Below are 18,995 nucleotides of genomic sequence, written 5' to 3' on the forward strand. Positions count from 1 at the left end.
GGCTGAAACAATCTTTGTATAAAAGGGCTTAGCTTGTCTCCTTTACCGCAATTAAATATCCTTCAACTTATTCGTCGTAACTTTAGCTCATGACTACATTAAAAGAGAACATTCATGCACTTAATAACCTTATCACCAGCAAGGAAACTTTAAAGGCGATGGATTTATTCTATGCACATGATGTACAGATGCAGGAAAATGAGGACAGTCCGAGAAAAGGAAAGGATACCTGTATGGAATATGAAAAAATGATACTTGACATTTTTGATATTGACAGTATTCTGATGGATCAGGCAATTGATGAAGACAGAAATGTAGTTTTTAGTGAATGGGAAATGACCATCACCAATAAAGAAACAAAGAAATCCAGCAAACGCATACAGATATCTGTGCAACACTGGCATGATGGATTGATAGAAAGTGAGAAGTTTTACTACAACAGGGCTCCGCAAAAAATATGAAAAGCGAAGTAGTATAAGGTACCAATATAACCTGGTTAAATCATTCCCCGGCATGCGGTACCAACACGGACGGGATAGTACAAAAGTATTATCCCGTTTTATTTGGTGGTAGATCCCCCCGGAATCCCAGCTGGATCAATATTCCCAAAATTATACACCGGTTCACGATAATAACCCTCCAATGCCGCCATTTCCTTCCCATCCAGCAGCCGAACAACTGGCTTGCTTACTTCTCGTGTAACAGGATATCCTCTGGTATAATCACGGAGCTGTTTTATTTCATAAAAATGATGGACGTCCTTATCTCCCGTTTCAGACACCACATTACTATAGTAGACCACTTCCACATAATCATAAGGAAATTGCTCAATGGTCTTCACCAAAAATCTGCCGGGAGTGCCATGGGTAATAGCACGGGAGCCGGGCATTTTATAAATGGTTGTATCTCCTTTAACAAGGAAGCTTTCAGGAGGTCTGACTGCATACTGCGCCAAACGGATCTGAGGGATCATAGCTGTTCCATATATATACCAGTCACCATTTATCCTGTCCTGAAAAAAGTTGCCGCTCAGATACCGGAAAATACCCTTTTGCTCATCGTAGTAAACGAGAAAACGTCCATCAGCAGGGAAATACTTGTTATTGCTATCGTACTTTTTTGAATATAAAGTATCTGCCAGCTTACCCTTGTATGGGCGGAAGGAGTAATCCATTGCGAAACGATTCTCCTGTTTGGTTACGATGTAATAATGCGCCAATGGATTCACCTCCGGCCATCTGTCAACCTGCATCAATAGCTTTGGTGCGTCGTAAACTTCCGGGTCTTCAAATAAGATCCAGGCCGCGTCCTTATATAGTGTCTGGTTGCCAATCTTTTTAAAGATCTTGTCCGCTTCCGTCAATTCGGGATTATAATCAACCCGGTGTTGAAGAATGGCCGCATTTATCTGCGATATAATATACCTGGACACACTATCTGGCACTCTTTGATGAGGTCCGCTTTGTCCGTATAAAAAAACACAGTTTAAAACAAAACATAACAATGTTGTCATTAATTTCCTCATAATTGTACGCTTCCTGGATTGGGTGCTGGTATATAATTTTTCTCTTCGTCACAGGTTTTTTGATCTTCCGGATTATACTCCTCATGTCCATCAGCCATACTACAATCACTCTTTCCCAGACCATATCCGTACTGCATCTGCTTATCCCGGATTACTGACCACTTCAATACAGAATAGTAGTTCATCGATGTAAAGTATACGTGCATCATTTCATGAGCAGTGACACTGGTAAATTTATCATCTGTGGTCGCAGGAGGCGTCATGTTTGACGCGAGTATTCCGTCATAGTTAAGATATATAAGCTTTTTGGTCGTCATGCCTCCGAAATAGGAAGACAATACCGTTTTGTCATCCGGAACAAGCTCATAACAGTCACTCAATGCCTCTGCAGTCAGCCGACGTGACGCAATAAGCGCGCGGACCTTGTCTGACATATTTTGATCTGTTTTCGCCAATCTAGTTAAAATAAATTCTGCTTTGGCTTTACCTTCGGCGGTTGGAGCAAGTGATGCATCTAACAGTGTCTGTTGATCAGCACCATAGATCCTGACAACAAGTGTTGCATCTTGTATTATTCCCTTTTTTGTCTTACTTATATTAATCACATCAAGATGCCCATATCGATATGTTGCTGCCAATTGTTTGTTGGCAAATCCCATTAAAACGGTTCCTTCGTTCTCTGGAGTTTTGGGTCTTACCAGCAAAGGATCGCTTCCTGGCAGTACATAAGATTGGATCTTTGCATTATTGCTGACAAAATAAGCAGAAAGTGCTTTGTTCTTTTCCTTAATACTCTTAAGTGCATTCTTAAACAGCGTTTTCGCATTCTCTTTGCTGTCCTGTGGCAATGCATCTACATTTATATTTACAAACGAATATTCAATATCTTTTACTACTGGTTTCTGATAAGCAAAGTCCATGATATTTAAATACCCATCTTGATCTGCCTTCACCATGATGGTGTTCTTGCGGTCCACAATGGTCACCGCATAATGATCTGCAGTCACAAATTTCTCATTGTCCGTCGTCCACATAGCAGTACTGACAACTTTTTCCGTCTCTCCCTCCTGTTTATATAAATACAGGTCTACCTTATCTCCAACTTTTAATGTCGGATGACCGTCATTATCTCCGATGATTTCACCAAAATTGACACGTTCCGGCTTTTTTCCTTTGATGCCTGCTTTGAGGAAGAACTTGTTGCTGTTATACAAAAACTTAATTTCCAAAGTCGTTGTCGGATTCTTTTTGTCGTAGTCTGTCCCCACATCTGTACTGATTGTAAATATATTTTCGCCATCCTTTAACACATATTTGCTGGCTACATCTTTCTCCGGAATAAAAGCAGTAAAAGAAAAGGTCCTGTCAGTTGCGGCGATGGTCTCCATTACCTTATCATTCAGTTTCCAGGTTCTGTTGGCTGCTTTATTCGGACGGAGAATAAAGTCATCTGTTTTCTTTTCTTTATAGGCATATACCATTTCCATTCCATAAATAGGAAAATCCTTATCCTTAAGTCTATAATCAATGGGGGTAAATTTAATATCTACTACATTTACACGTTCTTTGATGATTGTCTTTAACTTCTCCTGCTCCTCGTCTGTAAGGTTCGCCAAACCCGCTGCCGGATCAGCATGTATATATCCAATTCCATCAACAATCATGATCAATAACGGAATCATTTTAGGATACTCATCCTCGGCAATACTACCTGCACCATTTTTATTTACAGTTGTTACCAGAATGGAAGTATACTCCTCCAGGTATTTATCATTAACAGCGAGTGTCTGATCATTAAAATCCAGTTGCGCCACTGGCGAGTAGTTTGTAATTACTTGTCTGATGGAAGCTGGTATTCCATCCCCGAAAACAAACTGGCGCCCTTCCAGGTATTTCTTACGCGCATTTCCATCAATTACCTCAATTGTTTGCACAATGTTATCCAACACCAGAATGGTATTTGTTTTGTCTCCCAGTTTGTCAAAATAATTCCTTGCTGTTATGAGATCCGCCGCCTGTTGCTCAGCAAGTGCCTGCTGCAGATAATCCGGATCGCCCCCCCACTCTCCATTCCGCAATTGTGTCAGGGTGGTCTTTTCATCGATCAGATTTTCAGGTGGCATGACATAGTTCCATACCGGGATATATACAACTTTATAAGGTTTGTCCACCGCGGTCAGCGATTTATCAGCAAACTGCAGGCTCTCTTGCGAAAAGGGCTGTAAAGAACTGGTAAGCAGCACCTGCCCCCTTACTGATTGCAGGAAAAACGAAAAAAATACGAGCAAATAAAGTTTCATAGGTTAAACACTCAGGTCAGGGCTTGAAGGAATAATGGTAAATATATATAAAATTAACTATGTCACAAATTCCGGTCAACGGTGACAGCGCCTACCCTGTTTATTCTACTTTTCATCCTTTGGTGGACTCCACAATAGTGAAAAAAACGGATTACCAGGCATTTCTACCTTTTCTCTGTTTGTGCCCTCCAGCATTTCCTCGGTCGCCGTTTTTTGAAGCTTCACCCCGATCCTTTTTTTAAGATCGATTATTGCACCCACAGGAGCATGATCACTAAACGCTTTTTGTTCCCCTTGCTCTGTTGTCCACTTATCTGTTTCCCTATGATGCTCATCAACAGTTTCCAGCCCCCCCTTTTCCCGTTTAACAATACCACCACGCGTGACTTTGGTATCCTTATTTACAAGGATAATATCTGCCTGGTTGTATTTGACCTTATTTTTTTTATTCGACCATCTATTTGTTGCAGCAGTGGTATCACCGGCAATTTTCACTCCCTTCTCATCAAAAACAGTCTCGGCCTTTTTATTTTTTTCAACGAGATCCTTCGGATTAATGTACAGATCACCAATCATCACCTCATTGGAGTTCTTACGCTTCGACATATCTTCAAGGGCAGATGATATCTGGCTAAAAACCTTCATTCTCTTCTTACCATCTGCTGTCTTTCCTTCATCACTGGGCGATGTATGCACAACATTCAACGCAAGGTTTATATTTCTTTCTTCACTATTGATCGAATACCGTCGTATTGGCCTGTAAGTGCCCTTTTCCTCTGCTTCTATCCTAATCATCGTTTCCACATTATGAAGATGCGCATTCAGTTGTTTAATATCATTTGCGAAACCCTGTTCATCCAGGCGCCCCAGGAATACTATGACAGCATTTACCCATGTTTTCAACTGACTGTAATAAGCTTTATTGGTAAGCCCTTTTCCGGTTCTATCCTCAGGTATAACATCTTTAAACTGCTTAAACCCCTGGGTTTTCAATCGCTTGTTAAGATCTTCTATAAATAAAAGTATATCGTTATTCCCGTTCTCGATATTCCGTTTCAGCTCCAAATTTCCTCCCCGGTCACGCCAAACATCCCTACTTCCATGACTTTCATTCCATTTGATATATTCCCCTTCCATGTCAACGTCCTCATCTTTACGAAAATTGATTTCTTCATTGCCAAAGTCGTTCTCCAGTTCTTTCAGGTATTCTCTTAATTCAGGAGCAAGACCATTTTCTCTCTGCTCATCTGTCATGTTAACATAATCATCTTTTTCCTTCTCCGTTAAGGAAGGAGCTAATGATTTTTCAAATGCTTTCTTGTTAAATCGTACGGGGCTGCCTATCTCCATATTATCGGACTCTTCCCAAACATCCATTCCACTTCCCGGATAGTAAGAATCAGTGCTGATTATACTCCAATCACTACTTTTCCTCGTAACAACGGCATAATCCTCACTTTGTCCCACTGTACCGGTCTTTTTAAGCGCCCCCATAGGAAGGCCCCCGGTTAGTACCTGTAAATCAGTACGGCCTATCAGCGTTTCAAACAAGTCAATATCATTCACTTCCTGCACTACCATAATATCCAGCCAATTGTTTTTCTTAAACATATTAACGATTTCGGTGATTTTCTTTTCATTAAACGCTCTCCCTTCTTTTCCACCGCCAAAGTGAGCTATATTCCAGGTCACAATGCCCACCCGTTGGGAATTACCTGATTCCTTCTTCTTATTTGATTTCTCCGTTTTCCTTTTTTTTACGGGCTTATTAGTTTCTGATGCTACTCTTTTCTTTCCCCTCGGCTGTTCCTTCTTCTTCTTCTGCTCTTCTTTCCTGCGAGGCTCTATAGATTCTTTATAACCCTCTTTTTTTTTTAATCGCTGGTACGTTCTATATTCCCTATCTGTCATATTATCAAAGTCTACCTCATCTTCACTCTCCACATGCGTCTCCTTTATTTCAGAATAATATGCTAACGCTTCAGCAACTGTTCGTTGTACAACAAGTCCTGAGCCGTTGAGGGACATTTGTTGGGTATTAGAAGAGCCATTGAATGAATTATTCTCTTTTCCGTGAAACGATTGGGAGTCTTTCTTCTGAAACGGAACAACGGCAGGCTTCGATATACTCTGTGAATTACTGTTATTTGCCGCAGCCCGGGAAGAACTGCCGGATGTGTTAACACTTCTTTTTTCCTGTCGCATAGGGTAGTGTATTAGCGTTTGTTTGTCAGTTGGCACAACGGGTATTCGAAGATAGTTAAAAGCCGGGCAAACCGGACCGTTTTTCTCATTATTCCTTTTCTGCTGTTTCCTGTAAACATATTGAGGACCAAAGAGTTCCAACTCGCCTAAATCAGGTATTTCTACGCTTTGCAGATATTACAGAAGCAGGTAGTTTTGTTCTTACGATTCCACAGCGAGCTTCTAATTTTTAATCCCAAAACATCATACATCATGAATTTCACAAATCTTCAGGAACAGGTTATTCACAAACCTTTCGTAGACGAACTAATCATCTGGAACATCTTTTATTCGAGTACAGTGCTTAATTTTAATATGGAAGCGCAGACACAGTCCAACTGGTGCTGGGCAGCGACTTCTAAAAGTGTGTCCTTCTTTTATTCAGCACTGTTAAATCCATGGACACAATGTAAAATCGCATCTGCCGAACTCGGACAGACCTGTTGTACTTCACCCGTACCCGGCCCCTGTAACGTACCCTGGTACCTCGACAAGGCACTGACACGCACGAAGAACTTTGTTCAACTGATAAGCGGCACGATGACCTGGGAAGCTGTTAAAGCGCAAATTGATGCCGGTCTGGTGGTAGGTACCCGCATAGGCTGGTCTGGCGGTGGCGGCCACTTTATGGCCATTTATGGTGTTTCAAAAATATTGAACACCAAATATTTCCATATTGATGACCCCATCTATGGCAAAAGCGTACTCACCGTTAACCAGTTTTCTACCAATTATCAGGGCAGCGGTTCCTGGACACATAGCTATATCACGAAAAAACATTTTTACTTTATGTGGATCAAAGACCTCGTATTCAAACCGGAATTACTCAAGCCAATACCTGAAGTTCGTCCGCTGATCCGTTTACAGCGCCCTGATCTGAAGGCCGACAAGACCGCTGCCGAGCTGGAATTGAGCTTCGCACATCACGCATATGTCGTAGGCCTAAAAGACATCGATAAGGATATCAAGATTCCTGAAAGACCTAGTTCCCTTCGTGTGATAGAACTGGATCAGAAGAAGCCTGTAGCGCTCTACGACCTCGCTACTACAGAGGATGATCCACAGGTATTACAGGTAAGTACTGACGACGATTACCTCAATCGTATTGAGAATGGCATGGAAAAAATAAAATCCAGCCTGCGGGAAAAGGAGATAGAGGGAGAAATGAGAGTGCTGAAGTTCCCTGCGCTGAACCTGGAAGCACTTTGGTTGCGTACCGAAAATAAGGAAAATGACCGCTATTATCTGCTCCGCCACTTCGGCCAGGAAGATAATGTACTCAATGAAGGCAGTTTCAAAGAGTTGGTATTCAGACAGAAAGCCGTCACAGAAAAACAAGACGACCTTATGGGCGCCTAATATGGATAATCGCCAGCCCGAAACAGGCTGGCGATTATCTTTTATCAAGCCCTTTGCTTATTTTTAAGTATGAACACAACTATCCCCCTGTACCTGCTGCTAGCCTATGGCATCTCTACCCCGTGCTTTCTTGTAATGGCTGTCTTCAACTCCCATTTAAGAAAAATGAGGCCCCGGTATTTATCCACTGCCAATATTATTGCTGCTCTTGCTGCATTTCTGATGATTGTTTTCCTGGTCACGGATCTTCGCAATACCTGGCAACTGAACCATAGTGCCGGTTCCCTCCCTTTCATCCTTTTCCTGTCGGCAGCCTGCCTGTTGACACTTTCACGGAAACTACGACGGTCTGTGCTCTTTACATTGATACTGATCGCGATTTACGCCATTTGTATCTTTAGAGAAGCCATCTACATCTTCTTTACCGGCTTTTCCAGGGATTACCTGCCTTCCGGCTGGGCTCATTATTACAGCACTGCTGACCTATACATCTTTGTTTATGCAGCAGTTTATTTAGCCATTTGCTATTTCATTGCTGCAAAACCGGTATCCAGGAGTAGCAGAAGGTAATCAAAGACCGATTTTTGCATACGGTATGCGTATACCCTTTACCCGGTAGTAGTAAGGATCCATATAGCCGTCTTCACAAGACTCCAGTTTACACGCCGAAAAGTTCAAACAATACGTCAACAGCAGCTCATTCCTGCCATTATCAAACTCAGGATGAACCACAGGCGTATAGTACCGCGCATATTTTCCCTTAAAATATTCCTGTATCGTATACACCAGCGTTTGTCCGGAAAACGGCCCTGTCGGGGAACTGGCAGTGGCGATGTATATATTCCTGGCTGTATCACAGTCAAAGCCCTGATCCATAGTCATCAGGATGTATTTACCATTTAGATAAGCGATGCTCACAGTTCCCCTGCCCTCTGCAATTTTAGCAGCACTACCGGGACTGGGACTGCCAGTCCACACGCTGCCATTATAGTATTCCCACTGCAGTGGATTGCTTTCCCGAAACCGGGCCACATGCACATAACTGGCATAATTGAAGCTAATTCCCTCTTTACCAAAAACATACACATACCCATCGCCTGGCTTCACCATACCACAGGAATAGGTGATGACCTGTTGACTATCCAGGCCGTTAGGTACTGTACGCTCGGCCTTCCATTCTGTACCGGAGCTTTGTGTCAGGCGATAAAGCGACTGCCCCGTAATATCCAGCCCCTGCCCTTCCCCACAATGCACATACACCTTATCACCAATCTCAATACCCGGACCAGCCCAGCTCCATGAAGTACCGGGTTGTATATTGAAAACCTGCCGCGGCTTACCAGAAGTGCTGTTGTTGATGGTCATATTGGGACTGTGCTCAGGATCCCAGTCAGCTCCAGCCGGCTGGATCAACACGGAATTACTATACCGGTGAAAATCACCACAGTTGAACATTTTGTTGGGTTGCAGCTGAACGCCATCCCATGCATCCTGCGTTACCCATAACACCTTTCCGTTGTTAGCTTCCCAGGTGAGAGGAATACTATTCCCCTGATCAAAAGCGGCAGAACCTTGTGTGGTATTATTCCGGTAAAAGAAACGTACTAAGGCATCATCACGATAAGTATCATTAGCGATAATGTTGAGCATCCAGGACTGTCTGCCATCATTTGCCGTTCTATCGAGGATCACTTTCACGCCGTTACCTGTTGTGCCTCCTGCAAGCGATAACGCCAGTCCGCTACCTTTATTGAAGATCCAGTATTGTCCGTTGCCTTTATCTTCCAACCGCCATAGTTGTCTGTCAGCGGCTTGCGGAAGTGCTGCAAGCTGCTGTACAATGGTCCCATTTGCATCCATCAGTTTACCACTATGCAGGTTTCGGATATGGTAATACCTGATACCGTTGGCTGTAACCCGATATATCAGATGCCACTTCTGCCAGCGGTCCGTTTCACCGCGCGAGATCGAGGCTTCCCATTGCTGCAAGGCAGCACTGTCTTTGTACTTTTCGTTTAAGATAGGATTCCCGCTTACCTCCATGTACTTGCTACTCTTTACATTCCTGAGCGTAACGGTAACATAGTCAGGGAGCACCTGCGGATTTGCTATTGCGGGATGCAGGTTACAAAACAAAATGGATAGTAATACAATAAGTGTTTTCATGATACGTGGCATTTTGAGTAGGGTTATTATAACATCGATATACAAGATATAAAAACAAAAGCTACCATTTCTGATAGCTTTTGTATACACGCAATCCTAAACAAGCATCTATTCAGCAGGTAATAACTAGTTATCTAGCGTTAAGTGTAGCCAGCAACTTCTCAACTGTGATCTGAGAGGAAGCCGGATTCTCACCTGTGATCAGTAAACCATCCTGCACCGCAAAAGGAGTCCATTTCTCCGTTGCCTTTTGATAGTTTGCACCACGGCCTCTCAGCATATCTTCCAGCAGGAAAGCACCTTTTGCACCTGTTTGTCCTGCCACTTCTTCATCGTTGGAATAGCCTGTCACAGTTTTACCTTTCAACAAGTATTCACCGTTTTTAGTCTTCACATTTTTCAATGCTGCAGCGGAATGACATACAAAAGCAGTTGGTTTCTTTTGTTCAACGAACGATTGGATCAATGCAATAGACGCTGCATTATCAGGCATATCCCAGGTTGGTCCGTGGCCACCGGAATAGAATACCGCATCATAATCTTTCGCCTTTACCGTACTCAGTTGAACTGTATTATTAAGCCAACGCTGTACTTGCGGATCATTCAATGCCCTTTTTGAAACAGGTGCGATCAGCTGATCACTGATGCTTGCAGCATCGATAGGTGCCTTCCCTCCTTTGGGAGAAGCCACCGTAACAGTTACGCCATTCTCTACCAGATAGTAATAAGGGGCGGCAAATTCTTCCATCCAAAGACCTGTCTTAACATCATCGCTCACAGTCTCGAAAGACGTTACCACGATCAGTACTTTCTTCGCTTTTTTTGTCTGAGCGCTTGCTGTCATGCCGGAAAAAGCCAATGCCATCAGGACCATAAATGCTGCCACATATTTGATCTTCGTTTTCATATATTTGTTTTTGTTCTACAAAGCTAGGTCCATACAGCCTCTCAGCCCAAGGACCTGGCTCACACATTTGATGTGATGTAGATCACACTATATTTTTTGTTAAGTTTGAGCCATTTAAGAGATCTGTATGCATCCAGCGCTTAGAAAACACTTTGAGGAATTAGTCAAACTGACCGATGCAGAATATGAGCATATAGCCCCCTGTTACCATCTCAAGAAATTTAAGAAACACTCCATCCTCCTTCAACCCGGCGATGTTGTCAACCATGAATATTTTGTGTTGAAAGGGTTACTGAAAACATTCACGATTGACGACAGCGGGAAAGAACACATCCTGCAGTTTTCTATGGAGAACTGGTGGGTGTCCGATTACATGGCACTGCATACCAATGGAAAGTCGTCCTTTATCATCCAATGCCTGGAAGATGTAGAATTGCTATACATATCATTTGACGACAGACAGCGATTGTGCGATGAACTACATCAGTTCGAACGTTTCTGCAGACTAAAGATCACCTCTGGGTTTGTCAGCATGCAGAAAAGAGTGATGGCGTTGATGAAGAATGATGCCCAATCCAGGTACCAGCAATTACTGGAGCAATACCCCTCCCTCTTTCAGCGCGTCCCGAAAGCCATGATAGCGGCCTATTTAGGTGTCTCAAGGGAGACGCTGAGCAGATTGCATGTTTAATAGTGGCAAAGGAGTTGAAGTTATCATGTATCTCAATGGATGATACCAGTGCCTTGTCCTCCCATTCTAACCCATTGTAAATGAGTCCTGTTATACTTTTCTGAAAAAAACTTCTCCTTTCCATCAAAGTATCCCCTCTCCCCGGTTGTCATTATACTGGCTAGCCAAAATTTTTGATCCTTCAAGTAAACCATTATTTATGCAAAAACTCACAATCATCATTGCGGCACTAGCCATTTTTACCAGCTGCAGCAAAGAAGCGGCAACAACCCAAGATACCCCTTCGACAAACATCACCGCGGATGGCGGAGCACGTAAAGCTGCTACCACCATTAGTTTCAGCGGTTATACATGGGAAGTAAGAGAGCAAGGCTCATCTGGTCCTGGCCCTAACTACTGGAGCGCCGGCAGTGTATGGGTAGACAGTGAGGGGCACCTACATCTGAAGATCAGGAAAGATCCCGCTACCGGCAGATGGCTATGCGCTGAAGTAACTTCCCAGCAAACATTCGGATACGGTTCTTATATTTGGAAAGTAGAAGGTGCGGTAGATAAATTGGACAAAAACATCGTATTGGGGCTGTTCAATTACAAGGCAGGTGATGACGGACACCATGAAGTAGACATCGAGTTTGCCCGCTGGGGAAACAATGCATGGCCTAACTTCAACTATACCGTATATCCTGCTTCCGGTTCCGGTAGTGTATCACAAACCTATGAGCTGGGACTGAACGGCACTTATAGTTCTTACAAATTCACCCGGAGCAGCACTGCTGTGTCTTACAAGGGCTACCATGGCCACGGCCTGGACGAAGCTAACTCCTTCTTCCCATGGACAACGCCGGCAGGTTTCAATGTAAGCACATTATCTTTACCGGTACATATGAACCTCTGGCTGTTTAACGGTAACGCACCGTCTAACCAGCAGGAAGTTGAAATCATTATACACTCATTCACATTTACCGCTGCGTAAGTGTTGTAAGTCTTGTAATGGAGAGGGTTACGCCAGGAAGGTTTCTACCTTCCGGTTAACCCTTTTCTTATTTAAATATTTTACATTTAGGGCCAATTATCCCAAAATACTTATATGGCCGCCCACACAATCAACGAAGTCATTCAGCAACTGGAAGAAATTATTAACTCCGCTTCAGATACCGGCGACCGGATTGGCTACTTCGCAGCCCTCTACCATAAAGTTACCGTCAGGGTAAAAGAAGGCATCAGCAATAATGAATTTGAAAACGGCTCCCGTATGGAAAAGCTGGACGTCATCTTCGCCAACCGCTACCTGGAAGCCGTAACACAATATAAAAACGGTCAGCGCCCTACCGGCTCCTGGGCCATCGCTTTTGAAGGCACAAAGCGATCATCTGTACTGGTACTGCAGCAACTCCTCCTGGGCATGAATGCCCATATCAACCTGGACCTGGGTATTGCCGCGGTTGAAGTTGCCGGCAACCAGGACATTCAGCTTACCCGTAAAGATTTCAATGCTATTAACAACATCCTTGGTTCCCTGACCGGGGAAGTCATTACAGAGATCAACCGCATCTCTCCCTTTATGTCACTCTTAGGGTTGAACGCTAACAACGACCAGTCTATCCTGATCCAGTTCAGTATCACTAACGCCCGCGATGGCGCCTGGAGCTTCGCAGAAGAATTATATGGCAAGAAGGGCGCGGACTATACCGCCTGTATTACGGCAAGAGATACCAGCATCCGTAAGTTGGCAGAAGGCTTATTACGCCCTGCCGGAAAACTGATCCAATTCACCGTATGGATCATTCATCTGTTTGAATGGAAAAATCCACGGAGGATCATAGAGACACTTTATAAATCAAAGAAGACATATATACGCGTCTCCGTTCAACCGGCATAAATCTTCGGACTATTACTTATGCCCTTCACAATACCGGAAGGCTACCCCAGAGATGTATTGCACGCTGGTCTTTACGATCATGGGAATGAAGGCTGCTATCCAACAGGTGACAGGCTCTGCCAACACGATGGAATTGAACACATTTCTCGTTGTGATTGTTCTCTTTTCTGTACCTTCCGGCCGATTACCATCATCATCCTTTATTACAGGCAATAAAGGTCTGCTGTAAAGTACTGCAGCCATCCAGCACAGGCGTAGCGCATTCATTGTCAGGGCATACCGGCAAAACAATCTGCGGGGGAAAAGCTTTTTTTTTAAAAAGAATACATAATTTAAGCATCGAAAACTGAGATAAAACATATGGAGAGCAAGGCTAAAATTATCTTTTTAGCAGATGATGATCCTGAAGACCAGGAAATTCTGAAAGACGCAATTTTAAGACTAGAGCCAACAGCAGACATTTATTCTGTGGTGAATGGGCTGCAAGCCGTTGAATACCTTCTGAATTGTCCCGAGGCCAGTTTGCCGGAACTGCTCATTTTTGACTATAAAATGCCCATCTACAACGCAATAGAGGTATTGGAGAAAATCCGGGAAATTCCCCGTCTGAAAGCCATTCCCAAGGTAGTATGGAGCACGTCCAATCAGCCCGAGCACGTCAGGAGCTGTATGGAAAAAGGCGCTCTTCAGTATTTTGTGAAGCCTACCAAAATAGATGAATTAGACAATATCGCCAGGCAAATGCTGGAAGCGGGTAAGGGCTGAGCCCTTATTCACAGGGAATATAGATATCAAACCTGGCGCCCTGTCCAGGATTACCGTATGCCTTAATGACGCCATGGTGATTCAGTACGATCTTCTTGCAGATAGCAAGCCCAATTCCTGAACCTGTAATACCGGGTTGACTGTGTAATCGCTGGAAAAGTTCAAACAATTTATCTGCATAATCAGGCTCAAAACCAATACCATTATCAGCTATTGAGAACCTGTAATAACAGAGATCAGCAAAGTCTGTATTCCTGACATCAGGAGGCTCTGCTGTTTTCTCAGCACGGATAGTAATATGTGGCTGACGTTCAGGATGCCGGTATTTCAGCGCATTTCCCAGTAGGTTATCAAACAGCTGGGCAAACTGGAAGGGGATCACACGCATAACGGGAAATTGATCTGCTTCAATGATCACATTATTTTTCTCAATGATGTCATGATGAGAGGAGATGACTTCCCTGATCACCTCATTCAGGTCAGTCTCCACCATTTCCTGTGAGAAGGAAGATGCCTGGGAATAAGTCAGCAGATCGTCAATGAGTCCACGCATCCTGGATGCTGCGCTGATGGACCGCATTAAATATTCCCTGGCTTTTTCCGGCAGCAGCAGACCGGAATTGTCGAAAATGTAATTATTATAAAACTGGATCTTCCGCAATGGCTCTTTCATATCGTGTGCAGCGGCGTAGGCAAATTGTTCCAGTTCTTTATTCTGAAACTCCAGCTCATTGGCATACTGCCTGATCTTGTCTTCCGCCAGTTTCTTCTCTGTCAGATCACGTGTTACTTTGGAGAAGCCAATAACATGCTGTTCTGCGTCATGCAGGGCCGTTATAACAATACTTCCCCAGAAGCGGCTACCATTTTTACGTACGCGCCAGCCTTCCTGTACGGCTTTCCCCGTTTCTCTTGCTTCTGTGATCAACCTTTCAGGAAGATGTCTTGCCCTGTCTTCCTGCAGATAAAAGATGCTGAAATGTTTTCCGACGATCTCGGACTCAAGATATCCTTTGATCTTTTCTGCACCCTTATTCCAGTTCTGGATAATACCTGATTTGTCAAGCATCAGGATGGCATAATCTTCTACCTCTTCGATCATTTTATGATAGCGCTCTTCGCTCCTCTTCAATTCCTCGTTCAGGTGCGTATAACGGGCAATATGCTCATCAATTTCCTGCAGCGCAGCAGTGGTCACTGTAATTTCCTGAAAGCAATGCAGCACAGCTGTCGTCACCCCATTTTTATCTTTCAAAGGAAGCAGCGTGCCTTTCAGTAGCACCTTCGATTTGTCCGGGCGTTCCATCACAACCTGCCAGTCATCGCAGGGCGCCCCTTCTTTTATCAATGCACTAAGCATAGCGGCATCGTGTGATAAATAGAGATCTTCCGCCGTGTAACACGGTAAAGCAGCATCATAAATATCATTTGCCTGCCTTAATGTGGGATTCCTTCCCCATAACCTGGCAGCAGCTTCATTATAAAATATCATCTTTCCACTGGCATTATATATACAGGCTGCCATGGGTAATAATTGCAGGAGATCCAGTTGTGATATTCCTGCATCAGTAAGAAAAGCGTTTGATATGGTTGTATTAAATCCACGATCCATTCCTTGAAATTAGATAATAGTAAGTTAAATTTAATGTGATTTATAGCGAGTGTATTTTTTGATAAACGGCTAGCGGCTTAATCTGTATAATGTCTACCTTTATTTCCTTTTTTTAATATCTATCCAATTATAACTAACTCAATAACTATCACATGAAATTCAACATTGCAACAATTATCGCGCCGGCGGTCGTAGCACTCTGCATGACAGCCTGCAACAACCAGCATTCAACATCTGAGCACGCTGCCGACAGCACGGCCACACAACCGACCATTACAGAAGAAACTGTTGCTATTCAGGCGGATAGCGTAACAATGAACAGTATCGTGGCTTTCAGCGATGACACCACTGCTAAAAAGCCAATCGTACTGATCGTTCCTGAATGGTGGGGACTGGACGACTACATAAAAGGCAGGGCCAAACAGTTTGCAGAACTGGGTTACCTGGCTATTGGTATAGACATGTACGGTGGAAGCAAACATGCTGATAATCCTGACCAGGCAAAAGCATATGCCACACCATTCTACACTAATCCACAGCTTGGATTCAGCAGACTGCAGGCAGCGCTGGCAAAAGCCAAAACCTATCCGCAGGCCGATACTACCCGCATTGCAGCGATCGGTTACTGCTTTGGTGGCTCCATGGTGCTGAACGGCGCTAAACTAGGGCTTCCTGTAAATGGCGTGGTAAGTTTCCACGGTGGACTACAGGGTGTACCTCCTGTAAAAGGCCTGACAAAAGCACAGATCCTGGTTTGCCAGGGTGGGGCCGATCCGTTTGTGCCCGCACAGGACGTGGCTACTTTCAGAAAACAGCTGGACTCCCTGAACATTCCTTATACCTTCAAGGAATATGCAGGCGCAACCCATGCCTTCACAAATCCAGCCTCTACTGCAAACGGCAAAAAGTTCAACCTGCCTATTGCATACAACCCGGCAGCGGATACTGCTTCCTGGAACGATATGCGCGCTTTCTTCGGTGTAATATTCAAGTAATATGTAAGCATAAAATAAAAGGAGCGTCTCTGAACCGGGACGCTCCTTTTATTTTATATGCCTGTCTGATCAGGCGGCTTAATAACCGTAACCTAAGTCGTCAGAACGTCTTTCTCCCAATATCTTATAGTCCATTTTGTCCAGTGCTTCCACCACCTTAGCCCTGTCTTTGTACAGTGATCTGTGCTGGAAATTAAAGATCCCCAGGCCGATATGGAAGAAGATACCACTGATGATAATAATGCGCAGCAATTTCAGAACGAACGCCTTCTTTGACACCAGCCATTCATAACAATAGAAAGAATAGATCATGGGCAAAGGCAACAACATACAGAAGGTATGTGAAGACGGTCCCTTGATCGAGAAAAAGAAGCTGGCAAACACCAGCAGGAACGTGAACAGGTTCAGCCATCTCATTTTCTTCCACTCCTCATTGTCTGTTTTGATGAAATAAGAAAGAATGAACAATCCCACCTGTGCGAACCCGACTATCAGCAGGAAAAACAGGAATGGAGTCACCCACATCTGTTCTTTCATCAGCTGCCACTTTTCCTCAGAATTGCCTATTACGTAAGGGACCTCAAAAGAAGCGAACGACCAGTACCTTGTCAGGATGGTTACGATATTTTTAATATTCTCCCAGTTGAATACAACATTAGCCCCCACCTTACCTGCTTCCGGATCGGGGTGCAGCCAGGTCGGGATCAGCGTCTGCGCTCCGAGGATCAATCCCGCAAGGTAGACCATCACACGTACGGAAGTACTTTTTATTCCTGCCAGCCGGTAAGAGAACAGGAATGCTACTCCGGCATATGGCAGCAATAGAACCCAGGACAGATGTAACTGCATGATCATGGTGGTGGCGAGCCCCATTACAAAGAAAGCCAGTCCGGGAGGGATAAACTTGTCCTTGCTCATAGGCAATACCTCCAGCAGGCAGATAAAGAAAGGAATAGCCAGCGCCATTGTATAGGAAGGTTTCACGACCCTGGTGGGATAGTACATGGCCCATGGCGTGGTCATACACAACACCCAGATCATCCAGGCGGGAATGCCCTTTATCCGGCGGGTGATATAGTATGCCAGTAATGACAGGCTGGCAAAAGATAAAATGTTGAGGATGAGGGTAGGCATCTCTGGCAGCTTCGCAATATAAAAACCAGCACTGACCAGCAATCCCTGTAAAGCACCGGGGATCTGTGTATTGGTATACACGACATCCGGGCCGTAGGTTGGCCAGGTACCGGTGGTAAAGGACTTTAATCCTATCAGGTAGATTTGTAATTCATCGGGGAACCAGAACTCCGAGCACAATCCATAAATCACCCGGAATATAAAAAGAGCTAAAAGAAGCAGAAATAGGTTCTTCCTATTCATAAGTAGTCGTTTGTTGACTGCGGCGGGCCAAATTACATAACTTTCTCAATTGTTCGACCCGGATTTACATGAAGTGCCATTGCATTATCCCGAGAAGCATTGTTTTTCAAATGGCTCATATAAGGATTTATCTTCAGGCAACTTATTCATATATCATTATTAATTACTCTGCAAACATCTCTTAATTAATACATAATATAATATACTTTCTCTTATAGCTTTGTAAGGCCGCTATTCCAGTGCATTCCCTGAGATAACCCATATATAACCCATATATAAGCCATATACAACCCATATATAACCCATATTTAAAAAGTATGGGTTATATATGGGTTATATATGGCTGGAGGATGGTTTGTATATGAGTTATGGTAGATAATTCACTGGGTTGACACCCCGTTTTGATGCGGACATAAAAAAGCCATGACTGATCGTCATGGCTAAATACAGTTAGTATATAAAGTATTACTGACCAACCTGGAGGGTTGGTTAGTGGCGTGGCAGGCGGGATAATTTATTCCCCGAGCAAGAGGTCATACAGTTCTTTGGCCATTTTCTGGTAGCCGGGAGCATTGTCAGGCTTGATGAAGTGTTTTAAAGCGCCCATTTGCTGGCACTTCTGTTCCTCACTGCCACTATCAGAGGCGGAATAGGTTACCACCGGAATTTCCCGGAAAGCATCACTTCTTTTAATGTAATAGAGTACATCATAACCATGTCCTGCGGCTGACAGGATCACATCCGGGAACAGGATATCGGATTCCTCCATGATATCTTTCAGGATCTTTCCATCTTCTGCTACCGCGACTACGTTAAATAGTCCCGTATCAACAAATGATTCCTGTATCAGGACCTTACCATTTGCGTCATTTTCTGCTATAAGTATGTTTAGTTTTCCCATAGTAGTACAAAGGTGGGGTATTCTCTCCTTTTTGAAAATATTTAAAAAAAATTTTGCGGAATAAAGTATTTCGCTACCTTTGCAATCCCAAACGGGAAAGGCCGCGTTGGTCAATCGGCTAAGACGCCTCCCTTTCACGGAGGAATGACGGGTTCGACTCCCGTACGCGGTACCAAAGTGGGGCTGACTAAAAAGGTCAGATTTCAACAAAAATTAAAAATATATAGCTCGCCACGGTGGGCTATATATTTTTAGTAATATTCATATTCATTAG

The 18,995-nt window shown here is 43.8% G+C and carries 17 protein-coding genes and 1 tRNA gene; 9 read left to right on the plus strand and 9 right to left on the minus strand.

Annotated features, from left to right (window positions below):
• Positions 1–89 precede the first annotated feature (89 nt).
• Positions 90–461: a hypothetical protein gene (locus tag CLV42_RS33070; RefSeq protein ID WP_106606233.1), complete on the plus strand. Its 372-nt coding sequence runs from the start codon at positions 90–92 to the stop codon at positions 459–461.
• 98 nt (positions 462–559) lie between these two features.
• On the opposite strand, the gene CLV42_RS33075 is transcribed toward CLV42_RS33070, so the two are convergent.
• From CLV42_RS33075 to CLV42_RS33085, 3 genes are all read right to left on the minus strand, one after another.
• Entirely contained in the window at positions 560–1,432 is an 873-nt protein-coding gene (locus CLV42_RS33075) for a hypothetical protein (RefSeq protein WP_146154550.1), read from the minus strand.
• A gap of 89 nt (positions 1,433–1,521) precedes the next feature.
• Positions 1,522–3,825: a hypothetical protein gene (locus CLV42_RS33080; RefSeq protein ID WP_106606235.1), complete on the minus strand. Its 2,304-nt coding sequence runs from the start codon at positions 3,823–3,825 to the stop codon at positions 1,522–1,524.
• A 105-nt stretch (positions 3,826–3,930) separates the two neighbouring features.
• Positions 3,931–6,030 (minus strand): exonuclease/endonuclease/phosphatase family protein, encoded by a 2,100-nt coding sequence (locus tag CLV42_RS33085; protein WP_146154551.1) that lies wholly within the window; start codon positions 6,028–6,030, stop codon positions 3,931–3,933.
• A 252-nt stretch (positions 6,031–6,282) separates the two neighbouring features.
• Here CLV42_RS33085 and CLV42_RS33090 point away from each other — a divergent pair, with 252 nt between their 5' ends.
• Positions 6,283–7,428 (plus strand): papain-like cysteine protease family protein, encoded by a 1,146-nt coding sequence (locus tag CLV42_RS33090; RefSeq protein WP_106606237.1) that lies wholly within the window; start codon positions 6,283–6,285, stop codon positions 7,426–7,428.
• Between the two features lie 69 nt (positions 7,429–7,497).
• Positions 7,498–7,998, plus strand: a complete 501-nt coding sequence (locus tag CLV42_RS33095) for a hypothetical protein (protein ID WP_146154552.1) — start codon at positions 7,498–7,500, stop codon at positions 7,996–7,998.
• Here the strand turns inward: CLV42_RS33095 and CLV42_RS33100 are convergent, their stop codons facing one another.
• The gene (locus CLV42_RS33100) at positions 7,999–9,594 is read right to left on the minus strand and encodes an RICIN domain-containing protein (protein WP_245901800.1); all 1,596 of its coding nucleotides are present in this window, start codon (positions 9,592–9,594) and stop codon (positions 7,999–8,001) included.
• Positions 9,595–9,724: 130 nt separating this feature from the next.
• A complete protein-coding gene (locus CLV42_RS33105; protein WP_106606240.1) occupies positions 9,725–10,501 on the minus strand; it encodes a type 1 glutamine amidotransferase domain-containing protein in 777 nt (258 codons plus the stop codon).
• Between the two features lie 127 nt (positions 10,502–10,628).
• Between CLV42_RS33105 and CLV42_RS33110 the strand changes: the two genes are divergently transcribed.
• The 3 genes from CLV42_RS33110 (at position 10,629) to CLV42_RS33120 (ending at position 13,071) form a co-directional block, all read left to right on the plus strand.
• Positions 10,629–11,192 carry a Crp/Fnr family transcriptional regulator gene (locus CLV42_RS33110; protein ID WP_106606241.1) on the plus strand — a complete coding sequence of 188 codons (564 nt, stop codon included), beginning with the start codon at positions 10,629–10,631 and terminating at the stop codon, positions 11,190–11,192.
• A 199-nt stretch (positions 11,193–11,391) separates the two neighbouring features.
• Positions 11,392–12,165, plus strand: a complete 774-nt coding sequence (locus tag CLV42_RS33115; protein ID WP_106606242.1) for a glycoside hydrolase family 16 protein — start codon at positions 11,392–11,394, stop codon at positions 12,163–12,165.
• A gap of 114 nt (positions 12,166–12,279) precedes the next feature.
• The gene (locus CLV42_RS33120; protein WP_106606243.1) at positions 12,280–13,071 is read left to right on the plus strand and encodes a DUF5995 family protein; all 792 of its coding nucleotides are present in this window, start codon (positions 12,280–12,282) and stop codon (positions 13,069–13,071) included.
• 12 nt (positions 13,072–13,083) lie between these two features.
• Here the strand turns inward: CLV42_RS33120 and CLV42_RS33125 are convergent, their stop codons facing one another.
• Entirely contained in the window at positions 13,084–13,338 is a 255-nt protein-coding gene (locus CLV42_RS33125; protein WP_146154553.1) for a hypothetical protein, read from the minus strand.
• A 93-nt stretch (positions 13,339–13,431) separates the two neighbouring features.
• Between CLV42_RS33125 and CLV42_RS33130 the strand changes: the two genes are divergently transcribed.
• Positions 13,432–13,836 (plus strand): response regulator, encoded by a 405-nt coding sequence (locus CLV42_RS33130; protein ID WP_106606245.1) that lies wholly within the window; start codon positions 13,432–13,434, stop codon positions 13,834–13,836.
• A 4-nt stretch (positions 13,837–13,840) separates the two neighbouring features.
• Here CLV42_RS33130 and CLV42_RS33135 read toward each other — a convergent pair whose 3' ends face one another.
• Entirely contained in the window at positions 13,841–15,448 is a 1,608-nt protein-coding gene (locus tag CLV42_RS33135) for a PAS domain S-box protein (RefSeq protein ID WP_106606246.1), read from the minus strand.
• 152 nt (positions 15,449–15,600) lie between these two features.
• Here CLV42_RS33135 and CLV42_RS33140 point away from each other — a divergent pair, with 152 nt between their 5' ends.
• Entirely contained in the window at positions 15,601–16,443 is an 843-nt protein-coding gene (locus tag CLV42_RS33140) for a dienelactone hydrolase family protein (protein ID WP_106606247.1), read from the plus strand.
• A gap of 78 nt (positions 16,444–16,521) precedes the next feature.
• On the opposite strand, the gene CLV42_RS33145 is transcribed toward CLV42_RS33140, so the two are convergent.
• Together CLV42_RS33145 and CLV42_RS33150 are read right to left on the minus strand one after the other, a co-directional pair.
• Positions 16,522–17,820: a hypothetical protein gene (locus CLV42_RS33145; RefSeq protein ID WP_106606248.1), complete on the minus strand. Its 1,299-nt coding sequence runs from the start codon at positions 17,818–17,820 to the stop codon at positions 16,522–16,524.
• 514 nt (positions 17,821–18,334) lie between these two features.
• Complete coding sequence (locus CLV42_RS33150; RefSeq protein WP_106606249.1) at positions 18,335–18,721, minus strand: response regulator; 387 nt, start codon at positions 18,719–18,721, stop codon at positions 18,335–18,337.
• Positions 18,722–18,821: 100 nt separating this feature from the next.
• Here CLV42_RS33150 and CLV42_RS33155 point away from each other — a divergent pair.
• A tRNA-Glu gene (locus CLV42_RS33155) sits at positions 18,822–18,896 on the plus strand.
• The last annotated feature ends 99 nt before the right edge of the window (positions 18,897–18,995 follow it).

Source organism: Chitinophaga ginsengisoli (assembly GCF_003014595.1).
GTDB classification, from domain to species: Bacteria; Bacteroidota; Bacteroidia; order Chitinophagales; family Chitinophagaceae; genus Chitinophaga; species Chitinophaga ginsengisoli.